The organism is Paenibacillus sp. CMM36 (genome assembly GCF_053570945.1).
Genome location: NZ_JBSEDY010000003.1, coordinates 108595 through 125376, shown reverse-complemented (window position 1 = coordinate 125376; position 16782 = coordinate 108595). Strand labels below are relative to the sequence as shown.

The window sequence follows — 16782 nt, the reverse complement described above, 5'->3', positions numbered from 1 at the left end:
AGAAGCTCTCATGCAGTTACAGAAGATTTTTAACACGGAAGCGCCAAATCGCTCTACCCGTATTATTGAAGGCGAAAGCTCCGGTATTTTGAATTGGAACGATATTCGGATGCCACATATGTACAAATTGTATAAAGTGCTACTGCTGAACCACTGGATTCCAGATGAAATTCCGATGTCCAAGGACGCGTCCCAATTCCCTGTGCTGGATGCCGAAGAACAGCGCACCTTTAAAATTAACATCGGCCTGCTGGCTGTACTGGATTCGATGCAAACGATGTTTGTCGGGGATGTAAAACGCTATTTTACCGACTCGTCACTGGAAGCTATTTCAGCGATTATCGGGCAGCAGGAAGTGGTGCATAACCAGTCCTACTCCTACGTTCTGTCTTCTTTGGTGTCAGATCAGGAACAGAAGGAAATTTTTGAATACTGGAAAAACGATCCTGTCCTGCTGGAGCGTAACACATTCATCTCGGACATTTACCAGGAGTTCCGCGATGAGCAGAACCCGCAAACCTTTTTCCAAGCGATGGTAGCCGATTTGATTCTGGAAGGCATTTTCTTTTATAGTACGTTTGCTTTCTTCTACAATTTGGCCCGTGATCAGAAAATGATGGCAACCAGCCAAATGATCTCGTATATTCAGCGTGATGAAAATCAGCATTGCTACTTCTTTGCCGAAGTGTTTAAGCAGCTGTTGTCTGATTTCCCTGAGCTGAATACCAAGGAAAATACGGACTATGTCTATCGTATGATTGACCGCGCTGTGGAGCTGGAAACGAATTGGGCGCATTATACGCTCAAAGAGGTTCGCGGCATCGACCTGAACGAGCTGAGCGATTACATCAAATACATGGCAAATATGCGCCTGAGATTGCTTGGTATGGACAAAGCGTACGAAGGCGTAGATGTAAACTGTATGCCTTGGATTAAACCATTCTCAGATGAAGCGCTGAATGCGACAAAAACGGACTTCTTTGAAGCAAAATCACGCAATTATGGCAAGGTCGGAGATGACAACGGATTTGACGATTTGTAAGTCATAAGATACAGCCTTAGCTCGGTACTTACCGGGCTAAGGCTTTTTTCATGAGAATTTACGCAAATACGCAAAAAAAATCATGAAACATCTGAATAACTATTCATATTTTCCTATTTGTACACGATATATATGAAGGTAAAAAAAACATAGTAAGGAGCATATTATGAAAAGAAGCGTTAAAAAAAGAATGGGATTACAATCCAAACTCTACTTCATCTTGCTCATTCCTTTAATAGTGATTGGCGTCATTGTTCTGTGGACGACCAATCAATCTATCCAGAATGCTTCTCTATCAACCATGCAGCTAAATAATGAAACGCTGGCAAAGAACACGGCCCAGTTATTGGACAAATCCGCAGTCAAGAGCTTAAATACGGATTCATCGGAGCAAAGTAGCGAGTATAAACAACTTCGTAACGAGTTAAATACGCTCAGGCTGCAAACTGGAATCCTGTACATCTATATGTACAACCGTGTGGGCAATGAGTGGAAAATTACGGTAGATGGAGCCGCATGGGACGACAAAGACTACAGTCCATTCGGAACTCCTGTAAGTTTTACCCTTAAAGAAACGGAAGAGAAATTGAAACAAGGGGAAACAGTGACTACAGATATTACAACGGACCCTGAGTGGGGGACGATGTTTTCCTCCTTTACTCCCATTAAGGATACAGATGGAACCATCATTAGTTATTTGGGAATCGATAGATCCCTGTCCTCTGTGACTGAAGTATACGAACATACCTTGCCCGAGGCCTACCGATTAGTTATTCCTGTTATCTCCATCATTCTGATCATCTCCATTACGGCTATGATGCTGGTAACCCGGCGGATACTGCGTCAGGTGAGATTTATTAAAAATACACTGGAGCAAGTAGCCGACGGCAACCTTACGGTTACATCGCCTCAAGTAACCTATGATCAGTTAGGCGAAATCAGCGGATTGACGAACAAAATGGTGGAAGCCATGTCGAATATGATTGTGGATATTCAAAGCAGTTCAAGTACACTCCAGCATGCTTCGAAGAATATCGTCGTGACAACGGAGGGGACACTCCATCAGACTGAGGAACTGTCCCGTACGCTCCAGCAAATTGCCGATGTCTCTATTAACCAAGCAGAACAAGCGGTGGAATCAGTTCAACAATCTGACCGATTAGGACAAACGCTGGATGAAGTCGGAAGCCATGTGCAGCAATTCACGGATACAGCCCATCATCTCAATGAGGTTCGCAATCAGGTAGCCAGTGAGCATGAACTGTTATTAGAAAAAGGACGAGAAAGCGCCCTGCGTATCAAGCAGATGCAACGCATGTCCCACGCGTTAACCGAAAAATCCCGCGAGGCAGCTAACATCGGTCAACAGGTACAGGGCATCGTAAAGCAGACGCAGATTTTGTCCTTCAATGCATCTATTGAAGCCTCACGTGCAGGCGAAGCTGGCAAGGGTTTTTCTGTGGTCGCTCATGAAATGGGGCAACTTGCCCAACAATCCGCCATATCGATTCGTGAAATCGACGAAATCTTAAGCAGCTTTGTTGAGCAAATTGAGCAAATGGGTGATCAATTTGATGAAAACATAAAGACCGTCAATGAACAAGAAACCCAAATTTCAGCATGTCTACAGTCTGTTGACAAAGTCACCCAGGTTTCACGGGAAGTTGAGGAGTTAGCTGCACATCTGGCTCAGTTGACGGCAGAGATGCAAGAGGTACGTCACAGCGTAGATCAACATTTAAATCACACAGCCAGCGCGGCACAGCAGACTGCCGGAATGACAGAAGATGTATCAGCAAGCGCTCAGAAACAGGCCCTAGCGGTAAAAGAACTATCCGAAGTAGCCCGCAATCTCACCACACTATCAAACAATCTGCAGCGTCATGCCGACCAGTTCCGGGTAAAAAACGCTGAATAGTAAATATGATGCTGGATTCGATTCAACTAAACAAAAAAAGTAAACTAAAATGGAGCATTCGCTAACGTAGCGAATGCTCCATTATTATGTTTTGAAAGCCGAGCAGAGTTCACCTTTATCCGAGTAGGTGCATACATATAACCTAGAAGTGTGTATTCAAGCAACCCAGAATCATACCCGTTCTTATGATGGAGGTAGCGCCGCTGTTTTCACCTGTTTTGTGTAAGAAGGATAGCCTCCCGTATGCTGGAGCATTTCGATTTCACGCAGAATACGCGGCAAGTCAGCGACCGAGTTCATCACGATGTGGGCTCCTGCTCTTTTCAAACCATATACACTCTGTCTGCGCCGTTCCTCAGCCACTCTGTCTTCCGCTTCATGGCTGGTCGTTTGAGCTACGGTCGTCACGCTTTCGTTATGGTTCAAGACACCAATCGTCCATACACCGGCGTTCCGTCCTTCTTGCATATCGGCTGCTGTATCTCCTACTTTCACAATATCGCTCAGCGGAAATACCTGCAAGCGATGTGCAATTTCATAGATCATCCACGGATAAGGTCTCCCCTGCGAAACTTCACAAGGGGCAACCATACAATCCAGCGTATAGGGTGACTGCGCAGGCGTAAATACGTGACTGAGCATCTCCATTGGACAGGATGCAGTGGCACCTGACTGAATGCGACGATCCTGCAACTCCTGCAGCGCCCTATCTATACCGATAGCAGGCTCAGCCCCTTGGATCAAGGAGCGGAGAACAGGGACAAGCTCAAGATAAATATGCTCAATATCCACTCTGCCAGGATGCGCACCAAAGCACTCCAGCCATTTTTTCCGAACCTCTGAAAGTCCCAGCACATTCGCAATATGATCCCGGATCGGCATTCCTCGCCCATGAGATACCTGTTCTTCAGTTACCTGTATACCTTTCCATCTGAAAATATCACGCATTCCCTGGGTTAAGCCTCGTCCTCCGGGGTCTAACAATGTACTTTCGAGATTAAAAATAACCGCCTGTATCATGCAATCCCCGCCTTTCCGTACCGCGGCTATCCGCAATCTTTATTTTGCTTAGGAACATGATACACAGCTAACGTAAACTGAAATGTCGTAAACGGTAAGCGGATTGTAATTGAAAATAAATTCCTTGATTGGTTGTGAATACCGAGTGTGATCAGAGGAGGAGTCGCAACATGAGACAGCCTTGGAATGAATTTAATTCCAAAATGCCTTGGCGGATGGAGCTTGGTTGTTATGCGCTGAATAAACTGGCCTGTGGAGGATTGGTTTTTGGTCTCTTATGGGTCTACTGCTATCTGACAGAGGAAGTAATAGGGGTTCCTCTGACTATAGCAGGCAATAGTGGTGAACTGACCGCGCAGCTGTGGGCCTATGGTTTTGCCCTTCCTGCCGCTCTTGTCGCTGATGCGCTATGCGATCTTTTACCCTGGCTTCGCAAGCCCGAGCAGCTCACCCTATACCTCGCTGCAGGATTCAGTGTCTTTCTCCTGCTAGGTTCTTTGATGTCGCCTGCCGGAACGGGCATTTCATGGAGCAACGGCATAGCAGGTGCAGGGATTACACTGCTGTATTATGGAGGAAGGCACTGGCTGAACCGTGAATATGGATTACAGATCATGCTGGCCTTCCTCCTGCCACTGCTGCTATGGCCTATAGGGCTTCAATAATGTCCCCAGCGATCACAGAGGCAGGATGCTGGCGATGACGTGCGGCTGTTTCTCCAGCCGCACCATGCAAATACACGCCAAAAGCTGCTGCCTGCGAAGCACTCAGGCCCTGAGCCAGCAAACCTGCGATGATGCCTGTTAGCACATCGCCCGCACCGCCTGTCGCCATCCCAGCATGGCCTGTGGTATTAACGTAGGCCGTTCCATCGGGACAAGCGATGACCGTGCGCGCTCCTTTGAGCACCAGCGTGACCCCACGTGTTCGGGCGTACTCCCGGGCATGGGTGATACGGTCACGCTGCACCTCTGCTGTCGGTATGCCCAGCAGACGAGCCATTTCACCGGGGTGCGGCGTCAGTACGACCGCCGCACTTCTCGGCTTCCAAGCCTCCAGCTCAGGCCCCGCCGAGGCGAGGATGTTCAAGGCGTCCGCATCAAGCACAAGCGGACCGCCGTATTCCTCCCACAGGCGGCGCAGCCAGCCGGTGTCCCCTGCAAAGCGGCCGAGGCCGGGGCCGACGGCCAGCACATCACGTGCCTGCGCGAGCTGTAGCAGCTCGTCTGCGGAGTCGGCGTTCCATTCGCCGTCTCCGCCTGCTACTGCGGCAGCGAGCATTAGTTCCGGCGCGGCGCCAATGACGCGCGGCAGCAGCGCTTCGGGCACCGCCCACGTGACAAGGCCGCTGCCGATGCGCAGGGCGGCACGTGCGGCCAGCAAGCCCGCGCCGCTCATGCGCAGGCTTCCAGCCGCGACCAGAACGTGGCCGTAGGTGCCCTTGTGTCCATCCGGCACGCGGCTGCGGCTTACATCCACGTCCAGCGCAGCGCGCAGCGTGTCACGGGTCAAGAGCTGCAGCTGCACGCCGCACTCACGGGCAAGGCCGGGTGGAATACCGATGTAGCGTACCACCACATCGCCTGCGGTCCCGGCGCCTGGATATTGGACGAGCCCACGCTTCAAGTAGGCGAGGCATACGGTGACGCGCGCACGAATGCACGGCTCGTGCAGTGCACCTGTGTCGGCGTCAAGGCCGCTAGGCACGTCTACCGACACCAGCGGCACGCCGCTGGCATTGGCCTCGCGGATCAGCGAGGCGTAGGGTTCGCGCGGCGGGCCTTGCGTGCCCGTGCCCAGCAGGGCATCGACGATGCCGGAGGCGCCGCGCAGGTCGAGGGTATCCCGGCCATAGAGGATCACCGGGATACCCAGAGCCGCGATGATATCGCGCTGCGCAGCCGCCTCACCCCGCAGCGTGTCTGGCGGCTCGACGTACACAACGGTGACGCGTAGCCCTGCATCGGTTAAATGGCGGGCCGCCACCAGTCCGTCACCACCGTTGTTGCCTTTGCCTACGAGGATATACCAGTGTTCTCGTTCCCGTAAGTCATGTCGTCCTTGACTCCACGTCTCTGTCCGTACAACACCGCCATGTCCCGGTATATCCCCCGGCCCAGTGTGTGAAAGCTTCAATACCTCGTCAGCTACCGCGCGCCCGGCATTTTCCATCAAGGTAAGGGCCGGAATACCCAGCTTGTCAATTGTATAGCGATCCAATTCTCGCATTTCTTCGGCGGTCACCATATACATGCTTTTCGCCTCCCGTATGGCTATCCCTGCTTATTAATATCCAACCGTAAAACGGGAATTGACAAATTCCCCTTCTACTAACTCATCAATCAGGGCTACCGCATAATCTTCGACCGAGATACGGCTATGGCCTAATTCGTCAACCACCAAATGATCCAAACCAATACGGAACTGTCCTGTACGTTTTCCTGCTTCAATCATTCCGGCAGGACTACAATAGGTCCAGTCTACATCCGCAGCGCGATACAGCTCCAGTGCATCTGCATGGGCAGCCGCCAGCGGCTTCACTTCCTCCGGAAACTCGGCGGTATCCATGAGGCGTTCACCGTTTTCTGTTTTCAGACTTCCCGCTCCACCAACGACAAGTATGCGCTCCGCGCCAGAACGCCGAGTTCCTTCCAGCAAAGAACGAGTCGCTTCGAGCAGTTCTTCCTCTTCTCCAAACTTGGGACCGTATGCGCTAATGATAGCATCGTGCCCTTTGGCCACATCCGTAACAGAATTTGGATTCAGAATATCCGCTTGAACCACAGTCAAATATTCACTTTGCTCTGTCATACGTTGCGGATCGCGCACCGCCGCCGTCACCTGATACTTACGCTTGATAGCTTCCTTTACTAACGCTTTGCCGATTGTTCCTGTTGCCCCGAAAATAATAACCTTCATATTCACTGCCTTCTTCCTGTCTATAATTTACTTACTGTTATTTATCCGTTTTATCTCCAGCTTAAACCCGTGCAAGATATCGATTTGATGTCTCATGATGTTCTGTTGCATTTTCTATATTTTTATTCATGACGAATCTCCTCTTCCTGCTTGTAATGTTGTCTATTTTACCAAAAAATACTTCATATATCTTGGTCAGAGATATACAAGCCCTTGAAATGCCTGTGTGGTCTGTGCAATAGTGTAGAAAGAACAATGGAAGGAGGGATTGCGGGTGTCCCCGACGGACTTCGCGGCGTTAGTCGCATATATCTCACCCGGTCTGATTGCCTTCCTGCTGGCGTTGTCTTTGCTGGTATGGCTGTATGTTCACAGTGCAGCCCAGCTTCGAAATTCGCGTCAGCAGCGGCTGGAAGAATTACAGGAATCGCTGCGTATCTATGGACGATTAGCTGGTTGTCTCCAAACCGCTACCCAGAACGGGTTCAATAACAGCGAAAAGCAGTACCAGAACGGACTCATCCACGCTCTTCAGGAAGCCAAAGCTGCTCCCTATTTGACCCCTCACCTTCAAGAGCAGGTTCAAGCATCCCTCCGGGAATGTGATACGTTCCGCAGAGAATTGCTTCTCAAATCACTGGAGCGTGAAATGAACAAACTCATTGAGGAACGGCGTCTTGTTCTGCTGGAATCTCATGCTCCGGGCTGGGGAACAGCATTGTGGAAGCTATTGCGTCCAGCAGCTGGTCCGCTGGCACTGGCAGGAATCGTCTGGTTGGTCACAAGGCTGGTTGTGGAACTGACAGCCTCCAGCCATGTTGATGTTAGTCTGCCCGACACTGCACAATCTGCCTCATGGCTCATAGGGTGTGCATGGATGAGGTTCGTTTCAGGCTTGATCGCCCTACTGTATGTGTACCGGCTGATGACCCTGCGCAGGCAAAATGATCTGGACGTGACGGCATCCCATTTTCCAACAAGCCTGTTGTGCTTGGTAATCGCCGCTGTCGCCCTGCTTCAATGGATCGGACCGGAAGCGTCTCCCTACATACTGGCTGTTCAGCTTGTGCTGTTCTTGATCGGCTTCCGACTTACCCGAGGCCGCTCTCGCAGTGATCGTCCTTATGTTGGTCATCCCGGCTTGATCAAGGCAGATGCTTCTCAACATCAGGATTTACGCGCAGCAGATAAAGATAAAACGGCTGACTCTTCTTTGGCAGAAGAACATATCCGATCCTAAACACCAATGGACATGCCTTTACCCGTATCCTACCTGCAAATCACATACCATCACAGGACATCCCAACAACAAAGAAAGAGTTTATGGGGTGTCCTGTTTTTTGAACAATTTTTGGATTTTTGTGGGGTTAGGCTTGTGCCAATGATCAAGGAAAGGGTATATTGTTTATATAAATGTAAATCATATCGTTTTATATGTATTATTATTGAAAAAAATCCATATATGTTAAACTACCATCAATTTATGATGTGCGTTAGAATTGGAGGAACTATGCAACTGGACATTTCTGAAAAATCACTTCCCGTTTATGAGGCGCTGGCCAGTGAGGTTCGGCTAAACATGATTGTTCTGCTTGCGGAGAAGCCTATGAATATACGTGAGCTGGCGGAAGCGTTGGGGCTCAGCAGTGCGATTATGACGATGCATGTCAAGAAACTGGAGAGAGCGTCCATTATTTCGACCAAAATGCTGCCTGGACGAGGCGGGGTACAGAAAGTGTGCTCACTGGCAACAGACAAAATTGAAATCGCCATGCCACGCTATCAGCAGGATGTACGGCAATTCCATCAGACAGAGATTTCCGTCGGACATTTTACAGATTTTGAAATACAGGCGACCTGCGGACTGGCTACCGTCGAAAAGATCATTGGTGAATTCGATGAGCCTCGTTCGTTCTTGGACCCTGAGCGCTTCAATTCCAAAATTCTATGGTTCAGCCAAGGATATATGGATTATAAGGTGCCGAATTTCCTACTGTCCAGCCAAAAAGCTGAGGAACTGGAAATTTCGATGGAACTATCATCCGAGGCCCCTTTTACCAATGATAATTGGCCTTCAGATATCACTTTTTTCCTAAATGATGTGAATTTGGGTACATGGACCAGCCCAGGGGATTTCGGGGATAACCGTGGTAAATACACACCTGCATGGTGGCCTGATTTTATCAATCAATATGGTCTCCTCAAAAGACTTCGCGTTACCTCCGAGGGTACCTTTATGGATGGGAAGCAAATTTCTGACGTGACTTTAAGCCAAGTGCTGATTGATCAGAAACAATGGAAATTCCGTATTGCCATATTGGATGATGCCCAGCATGTGGGAGGGGTTACTCTGTTCGGCACCGGATTCGGTAACTACAATCAGGACATCTTGTTCCGTTTGTACTACAAACATGCAGAAAATCATACCAAAACAGTAACGGTAGAAGCTGGCGATAGCAGCAAATAGTTTTAGGCCACTTCAAGACCTGAACACGGCGTTTTGCCCATGCCTTTCATGGGAAACAAAGCGCCGTGTTTTATTTTTTCATTCACTTATATCGTACTCTTTTGCCACGTGCTATCCGATTAGCGAACAGGTTCAATACATACAGGTGAAGGAACCTCCAGCACATATCCCGTTCGGGTCAGCCGTCCATCCTCACTATGGATGGCAAAGGATACGATATTGTTTCCATCCTGATTCGCTACTACCAGATAACCGGATAAGATGTTGAAGTTACGCGGTGTGCTGCCGAAGGTTTCCACCCATTCAACCGTCTTCAGCTTGCCGCTGTCCAGATCGACATGGTATAGCACGATGCTGTCATGGCCGCGGTTTGACACATACAAAAAGCGCCCACAGGGCGTAATCCGAATATCGGCTGCCGTATTTTCTACATCTATAAAGCCTTCTGGCAGTGTGGACAGGCTTTGCAGCAATGTAAGCTCACCATTACGTTCGTTATAACTAAACACAGCGACGGTATTGTTCAACTCATTGGCGACAAAAGCATATGGACGCGAAGGATGAAAAACCAGATGACGCGGTCCAGAACCAGGTGGCAGATCTGTCTCACGATGGGTCACCAGTTTGCCATCCTCTGTCAAACGGTATACCACAATCTGATCCAGCCCCAGATCACATATCAGGGCATACTGTCCTGAAGGATCTGGAATAATCGAATGCGGATGTGCCGCATCCTGACGGTCCTGGCGAATACCTGAGCCGGTATGCTGAACTTGCCCCGACATGTCTCCTAATCCTCCAGCTTCCGTCACAGGGAACACAACGGCATTGCCGCCTGAATAGTTGGAAGCCAGCACATATCGTCCATCGGTTGTTACGGAAACATAGCAAGTATGTGCTCCCTCTGTCCCTTTGCGATCCAAAGGATGTAATTCCCCCGTCTGGGTATTCACCTGATACGCATACAGCTCACCTCCTTCTGTTTCACTGGCAGCATACAGCTTTGTCCCATCCGGGTGTAGCGCGAGAAAAGAGGGCCTCTCCATCCCTTCCACACCTCCAACCATGCGCAGATCACCATGGGTCACATTCAAAGCACATACATATATTCCTCTTTCCTGACGAGACGCATAAGTTCCTGTATAAAATAGCTGCTCATTTCGCTCTTCCATCGGCTCTCAGCTCCTTCTAGCTTTTTTTACATATTATCTGGCTTTTAGCTCTACTATTTGTCTTGTTGTAAAACCATCATGCATTATTACCCAAGATTCTGTCGTTTCATTAACGTTTCGCAATGTATGCAAAAAAATAGCCTCCTTCGGCGCCATCTGTGGTTCATAAGAACGTCACAGTTCACACCAAAAGAGACTAAATTTACGACAAGAACAACATTAAACCGCTGTGGATTGCGTATCTCTGCTATTCCATTTTACAGCCAGCCCCAAACTAAGGATGAGGATGACTGCCCCAAAAATATATGGCAAATTGATATGCACATCGAACAATTTACCCGCAAGTGCAGGCCCCAGAATATTACCAATACTCATATAAGCATTGTTCATGCCGGCTGCAACTCCCTGCTCATCCCCCGCCATTTTGGATAAAGCAGTATTAATAGCTGGCCGCAGCAACGACGTAGCGGTAAAGAAGATAAGCGATACCCCGAGTACATAATAAAAGTTGCCGGAGAGCAGCATAAGCACAAGGGAAATCGCTGAAAACAGAAAGGAACCGATAATGACACCTTTTTCGCCAAAACGATTCAACATCGGGCTAATGACCACAGCTTGAATCACGGTTCCGACCAGTGCTCCTACGGTAATAATGATAGCAATATCACGCTCATTGTAATGAAACTTGCCCGTCACGAAGAAAGGAAACATCGTTTCAAAATGCGTCAATCCAAAGGTTAGCGTGAATATCATAATCAGCAGCATAAAGTAAGGCTTGCGGAAAGAAAGGGCAAACTGTTTAATCACATTATCCCGTTTGGCCTTGACATTCCGAAACTTCAACTGTTTCTCCAGCGACAAGGTTTCGGGCAGCATAATCAAGGAAATCAGTGCAGCTACGCCCGATACGGCCGCCGAAACATATAAGGGCGTACGAATCGAGATATCTGCCAGCAAGCCGCCCACACCAGGACCGATCACAAAGCCAAGAGACATGGCGGCACCCAACAATCCCATTCCTCTACCGCGATTGTGGACCGTTGTAATATCAGCAATATAGGCCATCATCGGAGGAATCATAAAAGCTGCTCCTGCACCTCCCAGCAAACGGGAGATATACAGTATGGTTAACGATTCCCCAATCGCAAACAATACAGAAGACGCCGTCATGATTACCAAACCGATAATAATCATTTTTTTACGTCCGTATTTATCGGACCATTCTCCCGCTAACGGCGAAAACAGGAATTGGGTTAAGCCAAACACGGCAACCAAATAACCACCCGTTTCACCACTGCCTCCCAAGGAGCTCATAAACTTGGGAAGGATCGGAATAATGAGGCCAATTCCCAGCATGGCAATAAACATATTAATCATCAAAATGACCAGCGGCCCCATTTTCAACTGTTGTGAATCTGACATGTAGCGTTTTGTCCTCCTCAGGTTCTTTATTTCGTATACGAAAATCTTATTTTGCAACCATTCCAGCAAAACTCTTCATTATATTAATAGAGAGAAGGACAAATAACAATCATAAAATACTTCCGATAACCCTGAATCTTTCCTTTGGGCAGAACAGCAAAAAGGAACAACTTGAAATGGCGATGTTGTCCCTCTCATAACGAACGACCAGGATGAATTTCTGGAACGGTCTGGCGGTCCCTACGAACTTTATTGTGGATCTTCGAATAGCTCCTGTATCATCTTTTCCCTGTTATTCAGAAATTGTTTCGTAATGATAAAATGATCGGTTTCCTCTAGCGTCCGGGTGTCGATCCCTTCATGTGTCAGATGATACAAGATGGAATCTGGATACGCCATCAAAATAGGGGAATGAGTAGAAATGATAAACTGTGAGCCCTGCTGCACCAGCTCGTGAATCCGTGCAAGCATGGCCATCTGGCGCAAAGGCGATAATGCAGCTTCCGGTTCATCCAAAATATACAATCCTTGCCCTCCAAACCGATGCACAAAGGCAGCAAAAAAAGACTCGCCATGCGACTGCTCATGCAGCGATTTACCCCCGTAGGAATCTCGAATCGGTCGCCCTCCTCCTTCTCGATCCAGCTCGTCGATGTGAGTCGCCACATTATAGTAGCTCTCCGCCCGGAAAAAGAAGCCATCCCTTGGCTTTTCTACCCCTCTCACCAGCCGGATATGCTCATACAGTGAGGAATGCGTGGCTTGTGTAGAAAAATTGAAATTTTTAGTTCCTCCCTCTGGATTAAATCCCCACGCGACCGCGATTGCCTCCATAAGCGTCGATTTACCTACGCCATTTTCTCCAATAATATAGGTGACGGAAGGATGAAATTTGAGTTCGTTCCACTGGTGTAAGGCTTTTAAGTTAAACGGATATTGGCTCTTGTCCGCATCTGGAGGCCATATCAGCTCCAGGCGACGTATAAAAAGATTACGGTCCCATATACTCATGTCCAGTTCAGCTCCATTGCCAAGCAATTCACTAGGTTTTTCATCATTATATTGGAATTATTTACAGCAATCAATCTGAAATCCCATTTCGTAACCCTTCTGTTGTTATTGAAGCGATTATTACAGGTATAATATATAGTAATGTTCAGCGGGTATGAAATCTAAGCACCTCATTCCGTGTATATCTCATTCTTTTCCAAGCAGGTGAATCTATGAAATCTAATCACAAACCGATTCAGTCTTTTAAAATCGTACAGTTCATAATGACCATCTACAGGCAGCGATTGACACGTATTTTGCTACCGTTGGCTGTACTGGCTTTTATTATATGGGAGGCGGGACGAGAACTAAAAGACTTTAATCTGGCGCGTATGCTTCATGAGCTGCGGCGAATGGATGCCACCTTTCTCATCGAGATTGGCTTGTTCTCACTGGTTGCTGTGGCGGCTATGAGTGCATATGATTACGTAATCAGACATCATTTCAAGCTTCAGGTCAAGCCTGGAACAACATTTCGCTACGCCTGGATCTCCAATACCTTTAATAATGTCTTTGGTTTTGCAGGCTTTACAGGAGCGGGACTTCGCACAGTGCTGTATAAGAAAAGCGGTGTGCCGTTGGGTGTCATCACCTCTGCGGTCGTGTTTCTTTCGCCAGTCGTCATTACCGGACTATCTTTGCTGGCTTGGGGAGCCATTGTTCATCTGTATCCGGTACAGCCTGTACTGGATGCTCACCCGTGGCTTCATTGGGCGCTGTGGGGAATGGCATTGTACCTACCGCTATTCCTGATCATGCAGCGCTCCAAACGGTACTCCACATGGTTCAACAAGGGAGAAGGACAGCTTTCCTGGTCCACCATCTCCGCTTCCATCAGTGCTTCCCTACTGGAATGGCTGCTGGCTGGCCTTACCTTTGCATGGATCGGCTCGCACTTGCTCCATGAACTGCCGATGCATGCTGTGTTCGGCATTTATGTAATAGCCGCGATTGCCGGGTTAATCAGTCTTGCACCCGGAGGGGTCGGGGCATTCGACATCATTGCCCTGCTCGGGCTGCAAATGGCGGGAGCCAACTCAGATCGGGCACTGGCTGTCCTACTGGTCTTTCGCGTCTTTTATTACATCATCCCGTGGCTCATCGGCTTGGTGTTAGCCGCGCTGGAAATGATTCCGCGTAACGAGCGCCTGAATCAGCTAGCTGAGACAGGTTGGGATTACTCCCTTAATGCCTGGCAGAAGGTATGGGGCTGGCCTGGTCAATTCCGGTTTTTGGCCGATCTAGGGGTATGGGCGCTTGGTAAGCTGGTACTCATATCCGGCGTGGTGCTTCTTTTGTCGGCAGCTACGCCCGGTCTGTTATATCGGCTTCGTTTTGCTGAGCATTTGCTCAGCCTGCCCGTCATGCGCTTGTCGCATGAAATCTCGGTCATCATCGGAATTATGCTTGTCGTCCTGTCCCATGGAATCTCCCTGCGTATTCGCAGAGCATTACGACTGACATTGATACTGCTTCTGACAGGAGCTATTTTCACCTTCACTAAAGGTCTGGATTTTGAAGAAGCTTTATTCCTACTGTTTGTGGCGTTAATGCTATGGATTTCGCGTTCGCGGTTTTATCGGGTCAGTGCGCCGCTGAATCGGCACAACATTTTAATATGGGGTGGATTATCTCTACTCGTAACCGGGGCTTATTTTATCATTGGGGCAGGCTCCAACACTCCCTTTATGCGCCATTTGCATGCCAAGGTCCATCTAGACTTTTTTATGAACCGCAGCGATTACGGAGTTACCGCCGTGTTTAGTCTGATTTTGGCATGGGTATTCCTGACGGTATATTTCTTTCTTCGACCTCAGCGTAGCATCGCTAATCTACCCGACGAGCAGGAGCTGGATAAGCTAAAAGAATTTTTGGAACGGCAGGGTGGTAATCTCGTCTCTCATATGCTTTTTCTGGGCGATAAATATCTGTATTGGACCAAAAATGAACAGGTTGTCATTCCCTACGCTCGTAGCCGGGACAAACTGATTGTATTAGGTGACCCACTCGGTCCAAAAGAACGTGTGAGTGAAGCCATTCAGGAATTTCAGCGGTTCGCAGATCGGTATGCGTTAACGGCTGTATTTTATCAGGCATCGCCGGAGTATTTGTCCATCTATCACGAGAACGGCTATCGCTTTTTCAAACTGGGCGAGGAAGCACTGGTGCCGCTGGAATCCTTTACACTGACGGGCAAAAGCAATCAAGCGCTACGCAGCGCCAAAAACCGCTTTGACCGCGATGGCTACTCGTTCGAAATCATCCAACCGCCTCTAGAGGCGTCACTGATTGAGGAGATGCGTCAGGTTTCGAATATTTGGCTGGACGGGCGCAAGGAGAAGGGATATTCACTCGGCTGGTTCAAAGAATCCTATCTTCAGTTGGCTCCGATTGCATTGCTAAAGGACTCTGAAGGGAAGGTCATCGCTTTCGCTACGATGGCCCCTGCCTATGATCATGGACGGACGGTCTCCATTGACCTGATGCGCCACTTGCCTGACACGCCAAATGGCACGATGGATTATTTATTCTCACGGGTCATTGAGTGGGCCAAGGAGAGCGGATATACGACATTTAATCTGGGAATGGCACCGCTGTCCCAGGTAGGACAAAGTGAAAAGGCATTGCGCGAGGAAAAGCTGGCTCGACTTGTTTTCCAATACGGGGGTCATTTTTACGGTTTTCAGGGGCTGCGGCGCTTTAAGGATAAGTTCAAGCCGCAATGGGAGCCGCGCTATCTGGCCTATCCGGCTTCTGTCTTTCTACCGATCCTGACGCTGGAGCTGGTATATCTCGTATCCAAGCGCTCGGACTAAACAAAGGCTGACAACAGGACTTTAGTAGCCTAACACGATGTGAAAAAGGGTGTTCCCCAACCACGAACGGTTGCTGGAACACCCTTTTATATTCACAAATCTTCTTAGAAGCTGCCTTTTACAACAACTTCAGAGAGTGGAAAACGTCCTGATGGACGTGCTGGCACTTGTGCCTTACCTACGCTAATAAGCAGGGTTGGCAGGTAACGCGCTGGAATATTGAATTGCTCGATCAATTGTGCTGGAATGAAACCGCCCATTGCGCAAGTGTCGTAGCCCAGAGATTTAGCAGCCAACATAATATTTTGTGCTGCAAGAGCAGAGTTCAGGATGGCTGCATCGCGAGCTACTTGCGGGTTTTGGTACGCGCCGTTGATTTGACCTACCAATGCGTCACGGATTTCCGCTGGCAGTGCGCCTGCTTCTACCGCCTGATCATAAATGACGGTGTTGCGGTTCGCTTCCAAATCACCCAATACGGCAATCGTAACGGAACTTTCCGCTACTTGGCCCTGATTATAGGCGATAGGCAGCAATTTTTGCTTGTCCGCTTCGCTTTCGATAACAAGGAATTTCCAATGTTGAAGGTTCCAAGCGGAAGGAGCTTCTACCGCCGCAGTCAAAATAGCCTCCAAATCTTCCTCTGGCAATTTAAAATCCTTAACATAGCTCTTTACCGCGTGTCTTTCACTAATCGTAGATAGGGTTTCATTTTTTGGACTACTCGACATTCTGGGCACACTCCTAATTTCTTATGATATATATCTAACTTGAATCCTCATTAACTTCCCAAACTACTGCAATTATAAAAATGATAGTTAGTCATGTCAATATGTTTAAGTATGACCCTGCACTCAAAATACAGTACAATACGGATAAAGACATACATATCGGCAGATGCCTGCCGATGGGACAAGACATAATGAGTTCATTTTGTTCTCATTTGAATTAAAAAA

At 48.5% G+C, this 16782-nt stretch carries 13 protein-coding genes; 6 read left to right on the top strand and 7 right to left on the bottom strand.

What is annotated here, in order from left to right; all coding sequences use genetic code 11:
- Window positions 1–10: 10 nt before the first annotated feature.
- Complete coding sequence (locus tag ACWA2B_RS07885) at window positions 11–1042, top strand: ribonucleotide-diphosphate reductase subunit beta (RefSeq protein ID WP_029517885.1); 1032 nt, start codon at window positions 11–13, stop codon at window positions 1040–1042.
- Between the two features lie 166 nt (window positions 1043–1208).
- Entirely contained in the window at window positions 1209–2960 is a 1752-nt protein-coding gene (locus ACWA2B_RS07880) for a methyl-accepting chemotaxis protein (RefSeq protein ID WP_449291883.1), read from the top strand.
- Between the two features lie 183 nt (window positions 2961–3143).
- Here ACWA2B_RS07880 and ACWA2B_RS07875 read toward each other — a convergent pair whose 3' ends face one another.
- Window positions 3144–3980, bottom strand: coding sequence for an HAD hydrolase-like protein (locus ACWA2B_RS07875; RefSeq protein ID WP_029517887.1), 837 nt, complete (start codon window positions 3978–3980; stop codon window positions 3144–3146).
- Between the two features lie 170 nt (window positions 3981–4150).
- Between ACWA2B_RS07875 and ACWA2B_RS07870 the strand changes: the two genes are divergently transcribed.
- Window positions 4151–4645 carry a hypothetical protein gene (locus tag ACWA2B_RS07870; protein ID WP_165148014.1) on the top strand — a complete coding sequence of 165 codons (495 nt, stop codon included), beginning with the start codon at window positions 4151–4153 and terminating at the stop codon, window positions 4643–4645.
- Here the strand turns inward: ACWA2B_RS07870 and ACWA2B_RS07865 are convergent.
- Both ACWA2B_RS07865 and ACWA2B_RS07860 read right to left on the bottom strand, forming a co-directional pair.
- Window positions 4629–6233, bottom strand: coding sequence for an NAD(P)H-hydrate dehydratase (locus ACWA2B_RS07865; protein WP_449291882.1), 1605 nt, complete (start codon window positions 6231–6233; stop codon window positions 4629–4631). The two genes, ACWA2B_RS07870 and ACWA2B_RS07865, sit on opposite strands and share 17 nt — an antisense overlap.
- Before the next feature lie 33 nt (window positions 6234–6266).
- Window positions 6267–6899 (bottom strand): NAD(P)-dependent oxidoreductase, encoded by a 633-nt coding sequence (locus ACWA2B_RS07860; protein ID WP_342425582.1) that lies wholly within the window; start codon window positions 6897–6899, stop codon window positions 6267–6269.
- Window positions 6900–7173: 274 nt separating this feature from the next.
- Here ACWA2B_RS07860 and ACWA2B_RS07855 point away from each other — a divergent pair, with 274 nt between their 5' ends.
- Both ACWA2B_RS07855 and ACWA2B_RS07850 read left to right on the top strand, forming a co-directional pair.
- Window positions 7174–8139 carry a hypothetical protein gene (locus ACWA2B_RS07855; protein WP_449291881.1) on the top strand — a complete coding sequence of 322 codons (966 nt, stop codon included), beginning with the start codon at window positions 7174–7176 and terminating at the stop codon, window positions 8137–8139.
- A 270-nt stretch (window positions 8140–8409) separates the two neighbouring features.
- Window positions 8410–9366: an ArsR/SmtB family transcription factor gene (locus ACWA2B_RS07850; RefSeq protein ID WP_039270301.1), complete on the top strand. Its 957-nt coding sequence runs from the start codon at window positions 8410–8412 to the stop codon at window positions 9364–9366.
- Between the two features lie 119 nt (window positions 9367–9485).
- Here the strand turns inward: ACWA2B_RS07850 and ACWA2B_RS07845 are convergent, their stop codons facing one another.
- The 3 genes from ACWA2B_RS07845 to ACWA2B_RS07835 form a co-directional block, all read right to left on the bottom strand.
- Window positions 9486–10538, bottom strand: a complete 1053-nt coding sequence (locus tag ACWA2B_RS07845; RefSeq protein WP_449291880.1) for a lactonase family protein — start codon at window positions 10536–10538, stop codon at window positions 9486–9488.
- 219 nt (window positions 10539–10757) lie between these two features.
- Window positions 10758–11960 (bottom strand): MFS transporter, encoded by a 1203-nt coding sequence (locus ACWA2B_RS07840; protein WP_449291879.1) that lies wholly within the window; start codon window positions 11958–11960, stop codon window positions 10758–10760.
- 249 nt (window positions 11961–12209) lie between these two features.
- Window positions 12210–12971: an AAA family ATPase gene (locus ACWA2B_RS07835; protein ID WP_029514729.1), complete on the bottom strand. Its 762-nt coding sequence runs from the start codon at window positions 12969–12971 to the stop codon at window positions 12210–12212.
- A gap of 212 nt (window positions 12972–13183) precedes the next feature.
- Between ACWA2B_RS07835 and mprF the strand changes: the two genes are divergently transcribed.
- Window positions 13184–15826, top strand: coding sequence for a bifunctional lysylphosphatidylglycerol flippase/synthetase MprF (gene mprF, locus ACWA2B_RS07830; RefSeq protein WP_449291878.1), 2643 nt, complete (start codon window positions 13184–13186; stop codon window positions 15824–15826).
- A 104-nt stretch (window positions 15827–15930) separates the two neighbouring features.
- Here mprF and ACWA2B_RS07825 read toward each other — a convergent pair whose 3' ends face one another.
- A complete protein-coding gene (locus ACWA2B_RS07825; protein WP_165147993.1) occupies window positions 15931–16557 on the bottom strand; it encodes a nitroreductase family protein in 627 nt (208 codons plus the stop codon).
- Window positions 16558–16782 lie beyond the last annotated feature (225 nt).

Bases quoted from the DNA above. Each gene is read 5' to 3' on its own strand.
- ACWA2B_RS07825 (WP_165147993.1), bottom strand. From the start codon at position 16,557: ATGTCGAGTAGTCCAAAAAATGAAACCCTATCTACGATTAGTGAAAGA.
- ACWA2B_RS07835 (WP_029514729.1), bottom strand. From the start codon at position 12,971: ATGAGTATATGGGACCGTAATCTTTTTATACGTCGCCTGGAGCTGATA.
- ACWA2B_RS07860 (WP_342425582.1), bottom strand. From the start codon at position 6,899: ATGAAGGTTATTATTTTCGGGGCAACAGGAACAATCGGCAAAGCGTTA.
- ACWA2B_RS07870 (WP_165148014.1), top strand. From the start codon at position 4,151: ATGAGACAGCCTTGGAATGAATTTAATTCCAAAATGCCTTGGCGGATG.
- ACWA2B_RS07865 (WP_449291882.1), bottom strand. From the start codon at position 6,233: ATGTATATGGTGACCGCCGAAGAAATGCGAGAATTGGATCGCTATACA.
- ACWA2B_RS07885 (WP_029517885.1), top strand. From the start codon at position 11: ATGCAGTTACAGAAGATTTTTAACACGGAAGCGCCAAATCGCTCTACC.
- ACWA2B_RS07850 (WP_039270301.1), top strand. From the start codon at position 8,410: ATGCAACTGGACATTTCTGAAAAATCACTTCCCGTTTATGAGGCGCTG.
- ACWA2B_RS07875 (WP_029517887.1), bottom strand. From the start codon at position 3,980: ATGATACAGGCGGTTATTTTTAATCTCGAAAGTACATTGTTAGACCCC.
- ACWA2B_RS07845 (WP_449291880.1), bottom strand. From the start codon at position 10,538: ATGGAAGAGCGAAATGAGCAGCTATTTTATACAGGAACTTATGCGTCT.
- mprF (WP_449291878.1), top strand. From the start codon at position 13,184: ATGAAATCTAATCACAAACCGATTCAGTCTTTTAAAATCGTACAGTTC.
- ACWA2B_RS07880 (WP_449291883.1), top strand. From the start codon at position 1,209: ATGAAAAGAAGCGTTAAAAAAAGAATGGGATTACAATCCAAACTCTAC.
- ACWA2B_RS07840 (WP_449291879.1), bottom strand. From the start codon at position 11,960: ATGTCAGATTCACAACAGTTGAAAATGGGGCCGCTGGTCATTTTGATG.